Below are 16,812 nucleotides of genomic sequence, written 5' to 3'. Positions count from 1 at the left end.
TCGCGGATAACCGCTAATGCCTACAAAAAACTGCTCCTTTCGCAGCGAAGCAAGAAGCAGTGCAAACTTCGTTATGTAATGTACTACACGATTTACGCAAAATTGACTCTATCAGAACTGTGTATACGATGTCAATAGAACGGACCCGACTGAAGGCCCAGACAATGAAAAACGCCCGGAAGATAGTCTGCCGGACGTTCGCGAATATAATTAGTTGGAGCAAAGGTCTTTCAACGATTTGCCTGGTTTGAAAGCAGGCATTTTGCTTGCAGGGATATCGATTTCTTCGCCCGTTTGCGGGTTGCGTCCTTTACGAGCTTGACGCTCGCGAACTTCGAAGTTGCCGAACCCTACCAGCTGGACTTTATCACCCGTTTGGAGCGCGTCGGAAATCGCGTCGAATACAGCGTCAACTGCTTTCGTCGCATCCTTCTTCGACAAATCTGTCAACTCAGCCACTTTAGCAATCAGATCCGTTTTATTCAATGGTTTCACCTCCCCTGATGGCAGCGTGGGACGTTTCATTATCTTCTGTTTCTCCGAATGTTGCGAAAATATACCTGAGGCGAACAAACTTATAGTAATACAGCCGATTCTCAATTACAAGTATGTGTTACATTTTCTAGGCCTTACCTGCTGCCACGTTACGAATTGTCACGAATAAGCGCACATAAAACCGCCTTCTCGCAGCCGCGGAGGCATAGAGAAGGCGGTTTTACGCTTAAGCCTATCGGTTAGAGTATGATTGCAATCAAACCGCCAGAGCCTTCGTTAATAATCCGGCCAAGCGTTTCCTGCAGCTTGTAACGGGCATTGTCCGGCATCATCGCGATTTTCCCTTGAATGCCTTCTCGAACGATCGAGTGCAGCGATCTGCCGAAAATATCGGACTCCCAGATCTTGATCGGATCGTTCTCGAAGTCCTGCATCAAGTACCGGACAAGCTCTTCACTCTGCTTCTCGGTACCGATAATCGGCGCGAATTCGGATTCGACGTCCACGCGGATCATATGGATCGACGGCGCTGTAGCTTTCAGCCTTACGCCAAACCTCGAGCCTTGACGGATCAGTTCCGGCTCATCAAGCGCCATCTCGGCAAGCGATGGTGCGGCGATGCCGTAGCCAGTCGTCTTGACCATCTCGAGCGCTTCTGCGAATCGATCGTACTCCCGCTTCGCATGTGCGAATTCCTGCATGAGCTGCAGCAGATGATCCTTGCCTCGAATTTCGACGCCTACGACTTCCATCAGAATTTGGTCATACAGCTCATCAGGCGCATACAGATCGATCTCTGCGACGCCTTGACCCATATTCATGCCGCTAAGGCCGGCACGTGCTATGAAGTCATAATCCATGAATTGTGTAACGACGCGGTCCACATCGCGAAGTCTGCGAATATCCTTCACTGTGTCGCGAACCGAATTCTCATAATTCGTACGCAGCCAATGGTTGTCGCTGAGCACCATAACCCAGCTAGGGAGGTTAACGTTAACTTCGTGTACCGGGAACTCGTAGAGCACTTCGCGGAGTACCGATACCACTTCATCTTCGCCCATCGACGCTGCACTCAGCGCCATGACTGGAATATCATATTTGGCTTGAAGCTCGCTGCGCAGCTGCTGCGTTTCTTCACTGCGTGGACGAGTCGAGTTGATGATGAGGACGAACGGCTTACCGACTTCCTTGAGTTCGCCGACAACCCGCTCCTCAGCTTCGATGTACGAGCTGCGCGGAATTTCAGCAATCGATCCGTCCGTTGTTACGACGACGCCTAGCGTCGAATGCTCTTGAATGACTTTACGCGTACCGATCTCCGCAGCTTCTTGGAACGGAATCGGTTCTTCGAACCAAGGTGTCGTAATCATGCGAGGACCGTTCTCGTCCTCATAGCCTTTCGCACCTTGAACCGCATAGCCTACACAGTCGACCAGACGAATGTTAACCTCAAGTCCTTCCGCCACCTTCAGCTTAACCGCCTGATTAGGGACGAATTTCGGTTCCGTCGTCATAATCGTTTTGCCAGCAGCGCTTTGCGGTAATTCATCAATCGCACGGACACGGTCAGCATCATTCGTTATATTGGGAAGCACGACCGTCTCCATGAAACGTTTAATAAAGGTTGATTTGCCGGTGCGGACAGCGCCGACAACACCGAGGTAAATATCACCGCCGGTCCGTTCGGCAATGTCTTTAAAAATGTCCACTTTTTCCACTCAATATCCCTCCCAATTGATATTCCGGTACGCCGCCATCTCCACCGGACAAGAGGGGCAGGCTAGCGACTCTACTCGTACAACATTTTGGACTAGTAACATCTTATTGCGTTAGGAGGACAAATATGCACACTTACTTCATGAACATTTCTCCCTATCCGCAGCGCGCCCGGCCTTCCACGAATCACTTATATGCCCTGTTATACTAAAAAAGAACTTTATTACGTCTGGCGCATCAAGCGCTGTTCGCAACAAAGTTCTCTCTCAAAATACTATTCTAATTCGGTTCTTATTTGGTATCCGACTGAGCCTGTGGCTCGCCATTCACCCAAGTATAAGGAGGCGATTTCACCGGCACAAGGTCGGTAGACTGTGCTAGAAACTCCCGTACATCATCACCGTCTTGCGGTGTTGTGCCGCTCTTCTGCACCGCTTGTGCGATATCGAGGCCGTAGTCCAGATACACTTTGCCACGATCATCGATCATTGGTGAGATGGATCTGCCGCTGTAAATGGAGAGCAGTTCAGGCTCTTTCTGGCCCAGCTTGCCGAAATCAATGCGGTAATAACCTGGATAAGCTTCTTCCTTCTTCGGCAGCTCCGCCTTCGCGTCATTAAGCGCATAATCATCCATCCAGCGCTGAATGTCGCTTACCTGCTGATACATCGCAATATCCATCAGCTTCACTTGACGAGTCGTCTCTTCGTTAATGATGATGTAATAATAGTGACCTCCGCCTTCGAACGCTTGTGATGGCGGATCGGATATGTAATGACGGCTCTTCAGTTTCGCCCAGTCTACCCGATATTTCTCATATACAGGCGTTTCAGCACCGCTCGTTACAATGGGGAGCATGCCCGTATCAGTAAAATACTGATTGATGACCGTTTGCGCATTAAGCACTGCATCTTTGGCAGGTATTTGATTCTGAACCAACTGGTCCTTCGGATATAAGCAGCCTGTTGCAGTCGTCATGAAGAGAAGCAGCACGAGCGCTGCTCCTCCCCGGCGAACGAAACGACGGCTGGCTGCTGCCAGACGTATTCCTCGTTGCATAGCCTTACAGCTCCATTTCTACCATAACGTATTATCATCATCATTCTGCTGCTCCAGCAGCTTGCGTACGGCCGCACGCAGCGGATCCTCCGGCAGCATCAGTTCAACCGGCCCCGTAACTTTCGCCTGACAGCCAAGCCGATAGCCTTCCTCATGCAAGCTGCCAAGCTTGCGCAGTTCATTATCACCGGTCGGCGACAATCCGAAACGGTTCTCTCCCACATGGCGAACCTTGCACATCATACAGGATGCCTTGCCGCCGCAGCGCGTCACAATCGGCAAGCCGGCACGCCTCGCCGCATCCAGCACTGTCGTACCTCGTTTGATCATCGCCTTTTTTCCGCTAGGCTGAAACGTTACTTCATAGACGTTATTGTTCGTATTCATCGCGTTCCTCCGAGCGTATAGCAGCTGCTCATTCGAATGAGTAAGCCGCCAGCGAATGCATCCTCCATATCTCAAAAATACGGCTTATTAATAGCTGTGATACGTCCTTCCGTTGAAACGACGATAGCTTGGCAGCCGAGTCGATAGCCTTCATCGAACTCCTCAGGCTCCAGCCGATCCCATTCTTCGTCCGTAATCTCACCGAGCAGCTCCATGCCTTCCGTGACAAGGCATCTGCAGCGGGCACAAGTGCCACGCGAACAAGAGAACTGCCAATCGACATTCGCCTTAAGCGCCAAATCAAGAATGGATTGCCCTGTTATCGGCTCGATGACCGCTGTTTTGGATCTTCCTTTTAACTCCAGCATATGCTCAACCTCTTCTTATGTAAATACAGTGAATGCGCCATATATAAATCCAAATATGAGCATGACGAATGCAATAAGCGACAATACAGCTCGTACCGCACCTTTCGTCTTATATCTGGCGAACGATATTAGAAACGCCGCAAACGCCATCAAGCCAATGCCCAGAAACGATATCCACATCTTCGTCATAGGATCCATTCCGATTCACCTCACGTCCTAACGATTCTACCAACCGTGCATCTTGTTGTTATGTCGAATCTTTCCGTACTATTATAGCAGAACATGCCTGTTTGTCCCACCGATGGATCAGACAGTATTATGAACAAAAAAAAGAAACGGCTAACCGTCATACACTGACGGCGCCGTTTAGCCTTTCCCTATGTGTGAAAGCCATGACCGAATCGGTGCATCGGCAAGGCAGCCGTCACTTTTTAATCATCATCTTCATAATCGTTTCGATATTGTTCATATTCATGCCGCTTGCTTTAACAGCCTTCACGATATCGTTAATCGTCTTGTCGCTGACCGGAACTTTAGCCATTGAGGATACTTGTTTGATCAACTTCGTCAGCTCTGCCTCGCTCTGCAGCGTGCTTGCCGTTACGCCGCTCGCAATCTTCTTCACTTCCGATTCCGATATCGCCTTGCCCGTTTTCTTGTTGACGGCATTCAGAACGTCTTTCGACAGGTTTTTATCGTTGCCCATCTACCCGCCGCCTCCTCTCCAAGCGCTGCAACTTCGATTCTTTAAGAGGTTGTTCAAAAAGTCGTCTTTTGATCACGAAGCAAGCCAAGAAGCTATTCGACATCGAATCTTGCGTTCACCTTCGAAGTCCGGTGCTCATGTAGGTTTTGCCTACACTCCGCTCCTCCTTTTTCAGGTTCTCGCAACCTTCTCGGTGCTGAAAATCCGACTTTTTTGAACTCGCACTTTAATGCGAATCGTACGCTGCTAGCATCATATGAGAGGGCATTAGCTTTGGTGTAGGCCCCAGTCCTGAGCAACCTGCTCGCTTTCGTGTGTTCGTCCACGACCCATCAGCCTATTCACGGCTGTATTCGGCTCGCAGCCCTCGAACAGAACGCTGTACAGCTGATCTGCGATCGGCATCTCGACATTGTACTTCTCAGACAAGTACCTAGCGGCTTTCGTCGTCTTAACGCCTTCGACCACCATGCCCATCTGCTCAAGCACTTCATCGAGCGGTATGCCTTGCGCCAGCTTATGTCCTGCACGCCAATTGCGGCTCAGATTACTCGTACATGTCACGACAAGGTCCCCGACACCAGCCAATCCGGCAAACGTCAGCGCATTCGCCCCCATTGCCGTACCCAGGCGGCTTATCTCTGCAAGTCCGCGCGTCAACAGCGCAGCCTTAGCATTGGCACCGAACCCTAGGCCGTCAGACATGCCGGCGCCCAGAGCAATAATGTTCTTAATTGCGCCTCCAACTTCAACGCCAATTAAATCCGGGTTCGTATACACACGGAAATAATTATTAATGAAGCTGTCCTGTGCTTGCTCGGCTCTTGCTTGATCTGCAGATGCAACGACTACCGTTGTCGGCATCCGCTTCGCTACTTCTTCTGCGTGGCTTGGACCGGACAGAACGACAAGCGTTTCTTCCGGTCGGCCAAGCTCTTCCGATAATACAGTCGTCATACGCTTCAAAGTATCGCCTTCAAAGCCTTTGGTGGCATGTACGATAAGCGCATCGGATGATACATATGGTGCAGCTTGCTTGGCGATTTCACGCATTGCCGATGAAGTCGAAGCGAACAATACGAGCTCCGCTCCCTCCAACGCCTGCGCCATCGAGTTCGAAGCAGAAAGCGAATCGGGTAGTAGGCAATCCTGCAAATATTTGCCGTTCTTATGCAATGTGTTGATTTCCTCTGCCTGCGATTCGTTGCGCGTCCATAATGTGACCTGGTATCCGTTATCACTGAGTACCATAGCAAGCGCTGTGCCCCAACTGCCGGCAACAAGAACAGCAGCTTTACGCTGGCCCACTTCATTACCAGTCTTCATATATACCCTAACCTCTCTTCGTACCCAGCTTGTTCTCTTTGCCTTGTACAAGCTTCACTAGATTGGAACGGTGGCGTACAAAAGCAAATACACAAATAAGCAAGCTTGCCCAAAGCATCGGTCCGCTGCCCGTCATGATGCCGATTCCGATAGGAACAAGCGCTGCGAACAGAAGGGAGCCAACCGAGACATAACGTGTAGTAGCGATAACAGCGATTGCAACTACACCAGCAATAAGCGCAGGAATGAATGCCAGCGTTGCAATGACACCAACCGTTGTTGCAATCCCTTTGCCGCCCTTGAAGCGGAACCATACGGGCCAGTTATGACCAACAATGGCTGCAAGGCCGCACAATACCGGTGCCCAAGACTCATAGCCGCCATTCAATGCATGCCCGATCCAGACTGCAGCTACACCCTTCGCAATATCAAGGATGAAAACCGCAATGCCCGGACCTTTCCCCAGAACACGCAAAGTGTTCGTCGCACCCGCATTGCCGCTGCCGTGCTGGCGAATATCGATCCCTTTCACCAGACGTGCAATGACAATACTGAATGATACCGAACCTAACAAATAACTGATAATTACCGCTATGACTGCGTTCAACAAGCTCGTTCTCCCCTACTTGTCTAGCCAAACGACTAGTCGATTATAGTGCGTATGTCAACCGTCAACGCTCTTAATCCGAATCGGACTTGCGTCTTGTGAACAAACGAACCGGCGTGCCATCGAAGTTGAAGGCTGCACGGATTTTGTTCTCCAAGTACCGTTCATACGAGAAGTGCATAATCTCGGGATCATTGACGAAGATGACAATCGTCGGCGGCTTCGTGGCTACCTGCGTCGCATAGTTGATGCGCAGACGTTTGCCTTTATCCGTAGGCGGAGGATTGATCGCAACCGCGTCGGAGATGACATCGTTAAGAACGTGGGTTTGAATCCGCAACGCATGCTGCTCCGAAACGTGGTTCACCACCGGCAACAGCTTATGTAAGCGTTGTTTTGTTTTGGCGGAAAGATAAACGATTGGCGCATAGTGCATGAACAGGAAGTTATCGCGAAGATCCTCCGTGAACAACTGCATCGTCTTCTCATCTTTCTCTACAACATCCCACTTGTTCACGACAAACACACTAGCCTTGCCTGCCTCATGCGCATAGCCGGCAATATGCTTGTCTTGATCGATGATGCCTTCCTCGCCATTGATAAGAATAAGAACGACATCCGCGCGTTCGATTGCTTTCATCGAGCGCATAACGCTGTATTTCTCGGTCGTCTCATAGACTTTGCCGCGCTTACGCATACCGGCCGTATCGATTAATACATACTTCTGACCGTCGCGTTCGAAAGGCGTATCGATTGCATCGCGCGTTGTGCCTGCAATATCGCTCACGATAACGCGCTCTTCTCCTAAAAGCGCATTAACGAGCGACGATTTGCCGACATTCGGTCGGCCAATCAGTGCGACACGGATTACATCCTCATCATATACCTCGTCCACCTGCTCCGGCAGCTTCTCAATTGCAGCATCCAGCAGATCGCCGATACCTGTGCCATGAGAGCCGGAAATCGCTACAGGCGTTCCGAAGCCAAGTCCATAAAACTCGTATACGTCATCCATGCGGTTGAAGTTATCCACTTTGTTAACCGCTACGACAACGGGTTTATGCGAACGGAATAGCATCTGTGCTACTTCATCATCCGCATGGGTCATTCCGGCTTTTGCATCTACCATGAATATAATTACATCGGCTTCCTCGATTGCAAGCTCAGCCTGCATCCGAACCGATTTCATGATCTCGTCTTCGCCATCGATCTCGATACCGCCAGTATCGACAATGCTGAACGCTCTGCCGCTCCACTCGCCGGTTCCATAGATCCGATCACGGGTTACACCCGGTTTATCTTCTACGATGGCCAGCCGGTCGCCGATGACCCGATTAAAGATGGTGGACTTCCCCACATTCGGCCGTCCGACTATTGCAATAACGGGTCTTGCCATAACATTCCAACTCCTTCGATCATACTCACGACTATCACTATAACAAAAAACAAACAGCTTGGCTAACATTTCATATTAGAGGTCGTTCAAAAAGTCCGCTTTTGATCACGAAGCATCACAAGAAGTATAATCGACATCGAATCTTGGATGAAGCTGTGACTTCCGGTTCTCACGTAGCACTTCACTACGCTCCGATCCTCGTTCCCCGCTTGATCCAACCTTCTCGGTGCTGAAAACCGAATTTTTTGAACACGTATTTTAGGAGGTCGTTCAAAAAATTAATCACGATTCTTCCCCTCCGCCGCTGCCAGCGAACCTGAGCCGCCATTTCTCAGCAGCCACCCGCATTGTCCGAAACAGCAATCCGAGTACGCAAGTGGTGCACAACGCAAGCAGATAGCTGTCCCACCACGTCAAGGAGCCGATCCTGATTCCATCCATCGGATGTCCTGGCCGAAGCCAGCCTACAAGTATGGGTTGCAGCACAGATGCGAACGTAACGACAATCAACCGCAGCGGGCTGCTTGCAGGTGCCATCAGAACAGCAGAGATGCCCGTCATGAAGGCCGCATCCAAAGTCACATGATAAAAAATAAGCACAGGGTCATTCAAATACAGAATGCGGAGCCATCCGCCCATCATTGCTGCTAATAAGGAGGCAAACAACACATATACCCGTTGCAGGGTCCCTTCCTGCCGATAGAATAACATCCCAACAATCGCCCAAGCCGTAAGCCAGCATACGGATAACTGGATCGACATGCTGCCATGCCCATTCATCCATCGGTCGAACGATAAAGAGAATGGGGCTAACAGTATACAACCTGATGCGATTAGCGTCAGATAAGGCATTGGAATCCGCTCTGCAATCAATTCTTTCCAGCCAGTTGAGAATAAGATGAAGAAAATAAGTGTAAGCCCCATCGACAAATAACCGGCATTCATTGCACTATTCACCTCGCATGCCCCTATTATGCGCTGTGCAATACACTTCTACCCGCTTGTGCCCACCTTCTAGCGAGGGTCCTTAAGCCATCGCAGCTTGAATAGATGATTGTGTCGAATCCGATAGGAAGAATGGGCGAAGATTCGACTATACGGACTATATGTCGATATCTCCCGCATATACATTTTTAAACACGAATGACGAGATGAAACATTTAATATGCAAAAAAGCCCCCAAATCCACTAATTACGGATAAGGGGACTTTCTTTTTCGAACTCACCATTCGGCTGATGCCGAAGCGTGAATCACTTGAATTTGCTCAGTTTGTCGCCGAAACGCTCACCCAGCGTGAAGCTCAGGCTTTGGTTGTTAGCGGCAATTGCTGCGCTGTGGTCTTCTTTAGGCGCACGGGCAGGACGCTCGCTGCGTTCAGCACGCGGTGCTTGTTCTGGAGCTTCTTCCGTTTCTTTGATGCTCAGGGAAACGCGTTTTTGTGCTGGGTTGAAGTCGAGAACTTTCGCTTTCACTTCTTGACCCTCTTTGAGCACTTCGAACGGCGTTGCCACGTGGCGGTGTGCGATTTGGGAAATGTGTACAAGGCCCTCAACGCCCGGTGCGATCTCGATGAATGCACCGAAGTCAACGATACGACGAACCGTACCTGTTACAATGTCACCAGTATTGAAGCTGTTCGTTGCCAGATCCCAAGGACCTGGTTGAGCTGCTTTCATGCTCAGGCTGATTTTGCCTGCTGAAGGATCAACTTTAAGCACTTTCACGCGAACCGATTGGCCTTCGGAAACTGCATCCTTCGGATGAGCAACGTGCGACCACGAAATCTCGGATACGTGAACGAGTCCGTCGATACCACCGATATCTACGAATGCGCCGAATGGCGTCAGGCGTTGAACCGTGCCGTCAAGCTCTTGGCCTGGCTCAAGCGATGCCATAATTTTTTGTTTGTTAGCTTCGAATTCAGCTTCAAGAACTTCTTTAGCCGAAAGAATGACCTTGTTGTTCTCGCGGTCGATTTCTTTCACTTTCACGCGGAGCGTGCGGCCTTTGTAGTCGCTGAAATCTTCTACGAAGTGGCGCTCAACCATCGAAGCTGGAATGAAGCCGCGCACGCCTACGTCAGCCACAAGGCCGCCTTTGACTACGTCAGCAACAACAACTTCGAATGCTTCGCCGCTCTCGAATTTGCTTTGCAGTTCTTCCCATGCTTTTTCTCCATCGATGGCACGTTTGGAGAGCACGAGTTTTTCTTTCTCGTCGTCGATGCTGACGACTTTCAGTTCAACCTCTTGGCCAAGCTGAACCGCCGTGGATGCGTTGTCGAGTTGTACAGACGACAGTTCGCGCAGCGGAATCACGCCGTCATATTTATATCCAAGGCTAACTGTAGCTTGGTTGTCTTCGATTTTGACAATCGTGCCTTTGACCGTATCGCCCTTCTTCAATGATACGATGTTGTCCAAAGCATCTTGGCTGATCGTTTCCGCTGCTGCGGTTTCTTCAATCTTCGTTTCTTCTGACATGGAAAATTACCTCCTCAATTCATACCCCAACATTTATTTAAACCTGCCCGATCCGATTGAAACAGCCCGGGAACAGCGTTTAAAACTTTATTTGCGAAGTGCCCAGATATGGCTCATGATCCGCTCAGTTACACGTTCCAACGAATCCGAAGAAGGATCAGCTACAATATCGGACAGATCGACTGGTGGTCCGTAACGAACTACCGTTTTACGAAATAGTTTATAATTTCCATCAATAAAGACCGGTACGATTACAGCGCCGCTGCGAAGTGCAATCATGGCTGCACCCTTCTTCGCTGCTTCTCCACTGCTCTTCCGTGTTCCTTCAGGGAAAATACCCATCATGCCGCCGGATTTGAGCAGATCAAGCGACGCGCGAATCGCTTCCTTGCTGACGCCCCCGCGCTTTACAGGGAATGCGCCTAGCGAATGAATCAGCTTACCGAAGAGCGGAATGTCGAACAGTTCTTTCTTCGCCATAAACTGAACTTTGCGATCGAGCTTAATCCCAATCGTAGGCGGATCAAAGTTGCTGAGATGATTCGAACAGAGAATAACAGGACCTTCAGTGGGCACATGCTCCCGTCCTTGCGCTTCCAACCGGAACAATAGCCCATATAGAAGGCGCAGAACGGCACGACAAAAGATGTATATCATAGTTTACTTCGCCTCCGCCAATTTGGTTCTACTTAAATTGACGATGTTGTCCGCAACTTCATCGATCGTCATCGATGTGCTATCGAGTACAATCGCATCCGGTGCACATACTAAAGGCGAAATCTCCCGTTCCTGGTCTTTCCGATCCCGCTCTGCGATCTCTCGCTCCAACTGCTCCAGTGAGATGCCGTCTCGGCCATTCAATTCCTTGAACCGCCGTAGCGCACGTTCTTCTACAGATGCCGTAAGGAATACCTTCAGCTCTGCACCTGGCAGTACATGTGATCCGATGTCGCGTCCATCCATCACGACGCCTTTGTTATGCGCCAATTGCCGCTGCATGGCTACTAGGCGCAGCCGCACGCGTTCTACAGCCGATACTTGCGATACATGAAGCGTAACTTCACGCGATCGGATTGCCGTTGTAACGTCTTCTCCGTTCAACCGTACAACCTGTCCAGCCTCACTTGGCATTAACGTAATGTCAATGCTCTCAGCATGTCGGCTGAGCGCCTCCTTGTCATCCGCCTTGATGCCATTGTTAAGCGCGCTTAGCGTTACTGCTCTGTACATTGCGCCAGTATCAATGTAAATGTAGTTTAGTGTTTCGGCGACTTTACGGGCAACTGTACTCTTGCCAGCTCCCGCGGGTCCGTCAATCGCGATGTTGATCCGGTCCCGGCCGCCGTCTGGTTGCAATACCAACAGCGAACCCCCCTACTGAGATCAGCCTCACGATATACGCCCGCTGCTCCCGTTTACCTCTCAAGAAAAAAGCAGGCTCAGCCTGCGAACGTGAAAATTATACCACACTGCATTCCTCAATGCAAAGCACGGCCAGCCTTCTGAAACGGCATTCCTTCTAGTTTTTCGGCGTTTGACAGATGCTGTCGAATCCCATCGGAACGCAACGCGAACTGGGATAAAATGACCAAAACAAGGAGCGTCAGGACGATGTTACGAAGTACTCGGCTGACGTCCTCTGACAGTTTTCCATACCGTTCGCGTTCCTTGCTTTCATTGTCGAGCGACACCGACTTATCGGTCGCAGATTTCTGCTGCTTAGGACCTCTTTTATGTACGTGTATATCATCCATCCTTCATCACACCTTCCTATTATTGGCGGTTAGACGTAGGATATCCGATCACAAACAAGCTTATTCGCGATTAGCGGTTGCGGAAATCAAGCTGCCGCTCGAAGCAGTAGCGGATAATCTTCTGGCGATCTGAATTGGTAATGTTCTCGAACTTGGCCATTACATGCAGTCGTCCGGTTGATAGCGTATTCAAACGAACAATTGAAGCTTGGAACGATGCGTGTTCGATTGTGCCATTCTTGTATGATAGCAGTAGCCAGCAGTCTAGCAGATTCGCTTCTTCCAGCTTAGTAGAACCTTCACAAATAAACGAAACACCGCCACCCCCGACATCATCCGTCAATGCATTGAATCGATCCCCATCCGGAGTCAATGCAGCGACTTCTAGAGTCGCCGCAACACGCAAATAGTTTCTGCGCTGCGTCTTCGTAATGGAGGCCAGATCCGGCTTCTGAATCCGAATAAGCTGAACCGTGTCGTTAATAAAGCCTGTGACCTGCGTTTCAAAGAAATGTTGAACGCCTTCTTCATTCACATACACCGCGGTCAATGCATCCCCTATTAAAGGTCGCTTAAACCTCCCGGTCCGTTCGTGAATAAACATCTCGACGCAGAAGTCGTCATCGCGCTCATCGGCAATACGCGTCTTGTATTCGAACTCCAGTTCCTCACCCTGCTGCAGAGCAGCAACGAACTGGAATTGGATCACTTGATTGATTTTTGGCAGCAAACGGCTCCCCTCCCATACGGCGATTATAACACGTCGAATAGTGGGGAGCCATATCGAAACTTACATATTGAACACGTGCTTGTCGTTTACTTTTATTTGAGCTCCGGCATTTCTTCTATCGATTCTTCGACGCCGGTTTCTGCATTGATATAGATTTTGTAGCCTTCTTTGTTGATCGTGCCTGTAAATTCATAGCAGAGTGTCTCTTCGCTCATCTCGTTAAGGATCAGCGCCAGCGATTGGGACCGTATTTTCATGTCTGGATTGAGCGCTTGACGAGCTGCTTCCTTCGTAATCTTAGGCTTCGGCAATTTGCGTGCATGATGCTCGTACACATAATCAGATGCCTGCAATCCGACAATCTCGCCATTGTCCAGCGCTACCTTTACAGTTAGCTTCTCTGGATAAATAAGCACGCCGTCTTGCGTTGCGACAAAGGTGATTACTCCGTCATTGCCGTTCTCATCGTAGCTCGCTGGCTTCATCCCTTTATAGCCATGGCTATTCAGGAACTCCTCAGCCTTCTGACGCGCTTCCTTAAGTCCGATCGTCTTATTGCTTACATCACGCGGATTCATGTACCAGATGAGAAGACCGCCCTTTTGCGTAAAATCAAGCTCGATCTTATCACCGTTCTTCTTGCCTTTATCGCTGCTGCCGCTGATGTTCACCGTCGCTGAGTACGATGAATATTCTGTGCCTTGTCCATTCTCTACCACACGAATATCAGCACCCGAGTCAAGTCCTAGAAACTCTGCAGCCTTCTTCTTGATCTCTTCTGGCGTAACGTTATTTCCTTGAAGCATTTTGACCGTACGCTTCTGATACATGCTTGCAACGGATGGTCCCCAGTTTAATTCCGGGTATTCGCTAACCTTCTTGTCCACCGTCTTGAAGCCGTCGATAATCGTATTATCATTTACCGACTTCTCCGATGCGAGCGCAACCTCAACATCCATCCAGCGCAGATGATTCGACAACACTTTATCCTGCATCGTAAGCAGGTTATTCGAAATTTCGTCCGAACGCTGGTATAGTGCTTTCAGCGTCTTGAATTCATCATCCGTCAGCGGATTTTTGGACAAATCCCTAATCGCTGTTTTGTAAGCAAAGTTAGAGATGCGGGACAGGAACTCTTCAGTCGTATTGAAAGGAAGCAGCGTCAGTGGCAGTTGATTGACTTCATTCTGTGCTTGGCTTGTGAGACGCCAGACATTGATCAGCCCTTTGCGATGATAAGCCTGCGATTTGGAATTCACAGCAAGCGTGTTGCCCAGCTGTTTATGTACTTGCTGGACGTGATAGCTTAAATCGTGAAAAGCGCGCTGATATTGGTTTTCAGCTTTTATGAGAATCGAGTTTTTCTCCTGATGCTCTTGGTATCCCCAATAAATTGAACCGATACAGAGCAGTGTTACGAGTGGAAACATAATCGCACTCAGACGTTTATACATGACAAAAGCTCCTTTCTGTCCCAAACCTGACCTTAGTTTGGATTACCGAAAGAAGCTTTATTCACCGAACGTGCCTGCAATTGCCACGAATGTTCATATGCGGTTCATGGTCTATACCGGCTGCTCTTCAATTTCGAAGTCGTATACGTTGTTGCAGATGCATTGTTTAAAGCCCGTGTCGATTCTTTCCTTCTCGCGCTTGCCGCGGAGCACAAATTTCTCCCCGCATACATTGCAGCGAATTCTTACTTTAACTCGTTCTCCCGCCATTCCTCGATCGTCCCTCCTGAATAACCATTACGGAATCCAGTATGAACGGGAAAACTACAATTTAACCTCGTCTTCCCTAGGCAGGAAGCGAAATGGCGAACGATTCGAAGCTCTCTGCATATTTTTGTGCGCCCAGATCCACATGATTGCCATGAACGGCGGAATGATCCATACCCATTCTCGGTCGAAATACGTCAGCACCCAATCGTATAAACCATGGAACAAAATTGGAAGCAGCAGCGACATCGTCATATAGCGGGAAGACCTGGCCGGAGAAGCAAATTTGGCTTTCCCCATGTAATAGCCCATCGTTATGCCGAACAACGCATGTCCTGACACAGGCAGCAGCGCTCGAAACATCAGACTGCCGAAATCCGCTGGCAGCGTTAATGCGTACAGAACGTTCTCCAGCGTTGCGAATCCTAACGAAATGGATGCAGCGTACACAATACCGTCGTAAGGCTCGTCGAACTCTGTGTGATTATAGATGATGTGATACAGGACGAACCACTTTAAGCTTTCCTCCACAGCACCCGCTAGGCCAAATGCATGGAGAACAGGATTATCGCCCAGCCAAATCTCGAGTCCGCGCTGAATGATCATGATCGGAAGCAGCAGCAGGACACCAATTAAGAACATTCGCACAACCATATGAATCGGTTCCGCTTCATACTTATCCTTCAAATATAAATAAGTGAGAAGGAAAACGCCCGGCGCTATTGCCGCTGTTAGTACCGAAAACAGCATTCCTCTTCCCACCCCTTCGTCTCTTATAAAATGTGTTAGACCCAGCCGCGCAGTCGCGTCGCCTCTGCCGTCTTGCGCACACCTGCCACATAAGCAGCAAGGCGCATATCGATCTTGCGTGTCTGGTGTATTTCGTAGACTTGGCGGAAGCCCTTCAGCATCATCCACTCCAGCTTCTGATCAACCTCTTCTTCCGACCAGTAATAGCCCTGATTATTCTGTACCCACTCAAAGTAGGATACAATCACACCGCCTGCACTTGCAAGCACATCCGGTACAAGCAGAATGCCGCGTTCCGTAACAATTCGAGTTGCCTCTAGTGTTGTAGGGCCATTAGCCGCCTCAACAATTACACTTGCTTTAATATTCGGGGCGTTCTGCTCTGTAATTTGATTCTCGATTGCAGCTGGTACCAGCACATCGCAATCTAATTCCAACAGCTGATCATTCGTAATGGTCTGATTGAATAGATTCGTTACGCCGCCGAAAGAATCCCGTTTATCTAACAGGTCCGGAATATCGAGCCCGTTTTCATTATACAATGCCCCGTGCACATCGGAAATACCTATTACGACAGCACCGGCATCATACATGAATTTGGCAAGATAACTTCCTGCGTTGCCGAAGCCTTGTACGACTACCCGGGCACCTTTCAAAGGAATCCCTTTCATCCGAAGCGCTTCTGCAATCATTATGGCTACACCGCGAGCAGTCGCGGTCTCGCGGCCTCTCGAGCCACCCAGTACTAACGGTTTGCCCGTGATAAAACCCGGCGAATCGAATTCGCGAATGCGACTGTATTCATCCAGCATCCAAGCCATAATTTGAGCATTGGTCATGACATCAGGCGCCGGAATGTCCTTGTTCGGCCCGACAATTTGACTGATCGCCCTCACATACCCGCGGCTGAGAAGCTCAAGCTCTCGCATTGACATTTTGCGCGGATCACAGATTACGCCACCTTTGCCGCCGCCATAAGGTAGATCTGCAATGCCGCACTTAAGCGTCATCCATATCGAAAGCGCTTTAACTTCAATCTCGTTCACATCCGGATGAAATCGTACGCCGCCTTTGGTCGGACCAACCGCATCATTGTGCTGAGCGCGGTAGCCGGTAAATACTTTGGTTGTTCCGTCATCCATTCGTACAGGTATTCGAACGGTAAGAACACGCATCGGCTCTCTTAGCAATTCAACCATACTATCACTGTAGCCGAGTCTGCGGAGCGCTTGTTCAATAACTATTTGCGTAGAATGCAGCACATTCGTTGCATCAGGTGTCGTCATCTCATACTCCCCCTTAAGTAATTGCGA

Annotated in this window: 20 protein-coding genes; all 20 read right to left on the bottom strand. The window is 49.6% G+C overall.

Going from position 1 to position 16,812, the window contains the following annotated elements:
- Positions 1-210: 210 nt before the first annotated feature.
- A complete protein-coding gene (gene hbs, locus H8B09_RS08530; protein ID WP_110043397.1) occupies positions 211-486 on the bottom strand; it encodes a non-specific DNA-binding protein Hbs in 276 nt (91 codons plus the stop codon).
- Between the two features lie 248 nt (positions 487-734).
- Positions 735-2,213, bottom strand: coding sequence for a stage IV sporulation protein A (gene spoIVA, locus H8B09_RS08525; RefSeq protein ID WP_191203086.1), 1,479 nt, complete (start codon positions 2,211-2,213; stop codon positions 735-737).
- 289 nt (positions 2,214-2,502) lie between these two features.
- Positions 2,503-3,270 carry a YphF family lipoprotein gene (locus H8B09_RS08520; RefSeq protein WP_191203085.1) on the bottom strand — a complete coding sequence of 256 codons (768 nt, stop codon included), beginning with the start codon at positions 3,268-3,270 and terminating at the stop codon, positions 2,503-2,505.
- 18 nt (positions 3,271-3,288) lie between these two features.
- Positions 3,289-3,657, bottom strand: coding sequence for a 2Fe-2S iron-sulfur cluster-binding protein (locus H8B09_RS08515; RefSeq protein ID WP_191203084.1), 369 nt, complete (start codon positions 3,655-3,657; stop codon positions 3,289-3,291).
- A 71-nt stretch (positions 3,658-3,728) separates the two neighbouring features.
- Positions 3,729-4,025 (bottom strand): 2Fe-2S iron-sulfur cluster-binding protein, encoded by a 297-nt coding sequence (locus H8B09_RS08510; protein ID WP_191203083.1) that lies wholly within the window; start codon positions 4,023-4,025, stop codon positions 3,729-3,731.
- Positions 4,026-4,040: 15 nt separating this feature from the next.
- The gene (locus H8B09_RS08505; protein WP_191203082.1) at positions 4,041-4,223 is read right to left on the bottom strand and encodes a DUF2768 family protein; all 183 of its coding nucleotides are present in this window, start codon (positions 4,221-4,223) and stop codon (positions 4,041-4,043) included.
- 226 nt (positions 4,224-4,449) lie between these two features.
- Positions 4,450-4,731: a stage VI sporulation protein F gene (locus H8B09_RS08500; protein ID WP_191203081.1), complete on the bottom strand. Its 282-nt coding sequence runs from the start codon at positions 4,729-4,731 to the stop codon at positions 4,450-4,452.
- Positions 4,732-4,998: 267 nt separating this feature from the next.
- Positions 4,999-6,057 carry an NAD(P)H-dependent glycerol-3-phosphate dehydrogenase gene (locus H8B09_RS08495; protein WP_191203080.1) on the bottom strand — a complete coding sequence of 353 codons (1,059 nt, stop codon included), beginning with the start codon at positions 6,055-6,057 and terminating at the stop codon, positions 4,999-5,001.
- A 7-nt stretch (positions 6,058-6,064) separates the two neighbouring features.
- Positions 6,065-6,667 (bottom strand): glycerol-3-phosphate 1-O-acyltransferase PlsY, encoded by a 603-nt coding sequence (plsY, locus tag H8B09_RS08490; RefSeq protein WP_191203079.1) that lies wholly within the window; start codon positions 6,665-6,667, stop codon positions 6,065-6,067.
- A gap of 70 nt (positions 6,668-6,737) precedes the next feature.
- Positions 6,738-8,060 (bottom strand): ribosome biogenesis GTPase Der, encoded by a 1,323-nt coding sequence (gene der, locus H8B09_RS08485; RefSeq protein WP_191203078.1) that lies wholly within the window; start codon positions 8,058-8,060, stop codon positions 6,738-6,740.
- A gap of 282 nt (positions 8,061-8,342) precedes the next feature.
- The gene (locus H8B09_RS08480; RefSeq protein ID WP_191203077.1) at positions 8,343-9,017 is read right to left on the bottom strand and encodes a hypothetical protein; all 675 of its coding nucleotides are present in this window, start codon (positions 9,015-9,017) and stop codon (positions 8,343-8,345) included.
- Positions 9,018-9,311: 294 nt separating this feature from the next.
- A complete protein-coding gene (rpsA, locus tag H8B09_RS08475; RefSeq protein ID WP_191203076.1) occupies positions 9,312-10,544 on the bottom strand; it encodes a 30S ribosomal protein S1 in 1,233 nt (410 codons plus the stop codon).
- A gap of 87 nt (positions 10,545-10,631) precedes the next feature.
- Positions 10,632-11,201: a lysophospholipid acyltransferase family protein gene (locus H8B09_RS08470; protein WP_191203075.1), complete on the bottom strand. Its 570-nt coding sequence runs from the start codon at positions 11,199-11,201 to the stop codon at positions 10,632-10,634.
- 3 nt (positions 11,202-11,204) lie between these two features.
- On the bottom strand, positions 11,205-11,906 hold the full coding sequence (cmk, locus tag H8B09_RS08465; protein ID WP_191203074.1) for a (d)CMP kinase: 702 nt from the start codon (positions 11,904-11,906) through the stop codon (positions 11,205-11,207).
- Between the two features lie 116 nt (positions 11,907-12,022).
- Positions 12,023-12,298 carry a hypothetical protein gene (locus H8B09_RS08460; protein WP_191203073.1) on the bottom strand — a complete coding sequence of 92 codons (276 nt, stop codon included), beginning with the start codon at positions 12,296-12,298 and terminating at the stop codon, positions 12,023-12,025.
- Between the two features lie 70 nt (positions 12,299-12,368).
- Positions 12,369-13,028 carry a flagellar brake protein gene (locus H8B09_RS08455; protein ID WP_191203072.1) on the bottom strand — a complete coding sequence of 220 codons (660 nt, stop codon included), beginning with the start codon at positions 13,026-13,028 and terminating at the stop codon, positions 12,369-12,371.
- Between the two features lie 92 nt (positions 13,029-13,120).
- Positions 13,121-14,482 (bottom strand): germination protein YpeB, encoded by a 1,362-nt coding sequence (gene ypeB, locus H8B09_RS08450; protein WP_191203071.1) that lies wholly within the window; start codon positions 14,480-14,482, stop codon positions 13,121-13,123.
- Between the two features lie 111 nt (positions 14,483-14,593).
- Positions 14,594-14,752, bottom strand: coding sequence for a hypothetical protein (locus H8B09_RS08445; RefSeq protein ID WP_191203070.1), 159 nt, complete (start codon positions 14,750-14,752; stop codon positions 14,594-14,596).
- 54 nt (positions 14,753-14,806) lie between these two features.
- On the bottom strand, positions 14,807-15,499 hold the full coding sequence (gene prsW / locus H8B09_RS08440; protein ID WP_191203069.1) for a glutamic-type intramembrane protease PrsW: 693 nt from the start codon (positions 15,497-15,499) through the stop codon (positions 14,807-14,809).
- Between the two features lie 35 nt (positions 15,500-15,534).
- Positions 15,535-16,785, bottom strand: a complete 1,251-nt coding sequence (locus H8B09_RS08435) for a Glu/Leu/Phe/Val family dehydrogenase (RefSeq protein ID WP_191203068.1) — start codon at positions 16,783-16,785, stop codon at positions 15,535-15,537.
- Positions 16,786-16,812 lie beyond the last annotated feature (27 nt).

Source organism: Paenibacillus terricola, from assembly GCF_014779765.1.
Taxonomy (GTDB): domain Bacteria; phylum Bacillota; class Bacilli; order Paenibacillales; family Paenibacillaceae; genus Paenibacillus_T; species Paenibacillus_T terricola.
This window is presented reverse-complemented; position numbering and strand designations above follow the sequence as displayed.

Excerpts from the sequence above, each read along its gene's own strand:
- H8B09_RS08520 (WP_191203085.1), bottom strand. The coding sequence starts at position 3,270 with ATGCAACGAGGAATACGTCTGGCAGCAGCCAGCCGTCGTTTCGTTCGC.
- H8B09_RS08515 (WP_191203084.1), bottom strand. The coding sequence starts at position 3,657 with ATGAATACGAACAATAACGTCTATGAAGTAACGTTTCAGCCTAGCGGA.
- H8B09_RS08510 (WP_191203083.1), bottom strand. The coding sequence starts at position 4,025 with ATGCTGGAGTTAAAAGGAAGATCCAAAACAGCGGTCATCGAGCCGATA.
- H8B09_RS08505 (WP_191203082.1), bottom strand. The coding sequence starts at position 4,223 with ATGGATCCTATGACGAAGATGTGGATATCGTTTCTGGGCATTGGCTTG.
- H8B09_RS08500 (WP_191203081.1), bottom strand. The coding sequence starts at position 4,731 with ATGGGCAACGATAAAAACCTGTCGAAAGACGTTCTGAATGCCGTCAAC.
- H8B09_RS08495 (WP_191203080.1), bottom strand. The coding sequence starts at position 6,057 with ATGAAGACTGGTAATGAAGTGGGCCAGCGTAAAGCTGCTGTTCTTGTT.
- der (WP_191203078.1), bottom strand. The coding sequence starts at position 8,060 with ATGGCAAGACCCGTTATTGCAATAGTCGGACGGCCGAATGTGGGGAAG.
- rpsA (WP_191203076.1), bottom strand. The coding sequence starts at position 10,544 with ATGTCAGAAGAAACGAAGATTGAAGAAACCGCAGCAGCGGAAACGATC.
- H8B09_RS08470 (WP_191203075.1), bottom strand. The coding sequence starts at position 11,201 with ATGATATACATCTTTTGTCGTGCCGTTCTGCGCCTTCTATATGGGCTA.
- H8B09_RS08460 (WP_191203073.1), bottom strand. The coding sequence starts at position 12,298 with ATGGATGATATACACGTACATAAAAGAGGTCCTAAGCAGCAGAAATCT.
- ypeB (WP_191203071.1), bottom strand. The coding sequence starts at position 14,482 with ATGTATAAACGTCTGAGTGCGATTATGTTTCCACTCGTAACACTGCTC.
- H8B09_RS08445 (WP_191203070.1), bottom strand. The coding sequence starts at position 14,752 with ATGGCGGGAGAACGAGTTAAAGTAAGAATTCGCTGCAATGTATGCGGG.
- prsW (WP_191203069.1), bottom strand. The coding sequence starts at position 15,499 with ATGCTGTTTTCGGTACTAACAGCGGCAATAGCGCCGGGCGTTTTCCTT.
- H8B09_RS08435 (WP_191203068.1), bottom strand. The coding sequence starts at position 16,785 with ATGACGACACCTGATGCAACGAATGTGCTGCATTCTACGCAAATAGTT.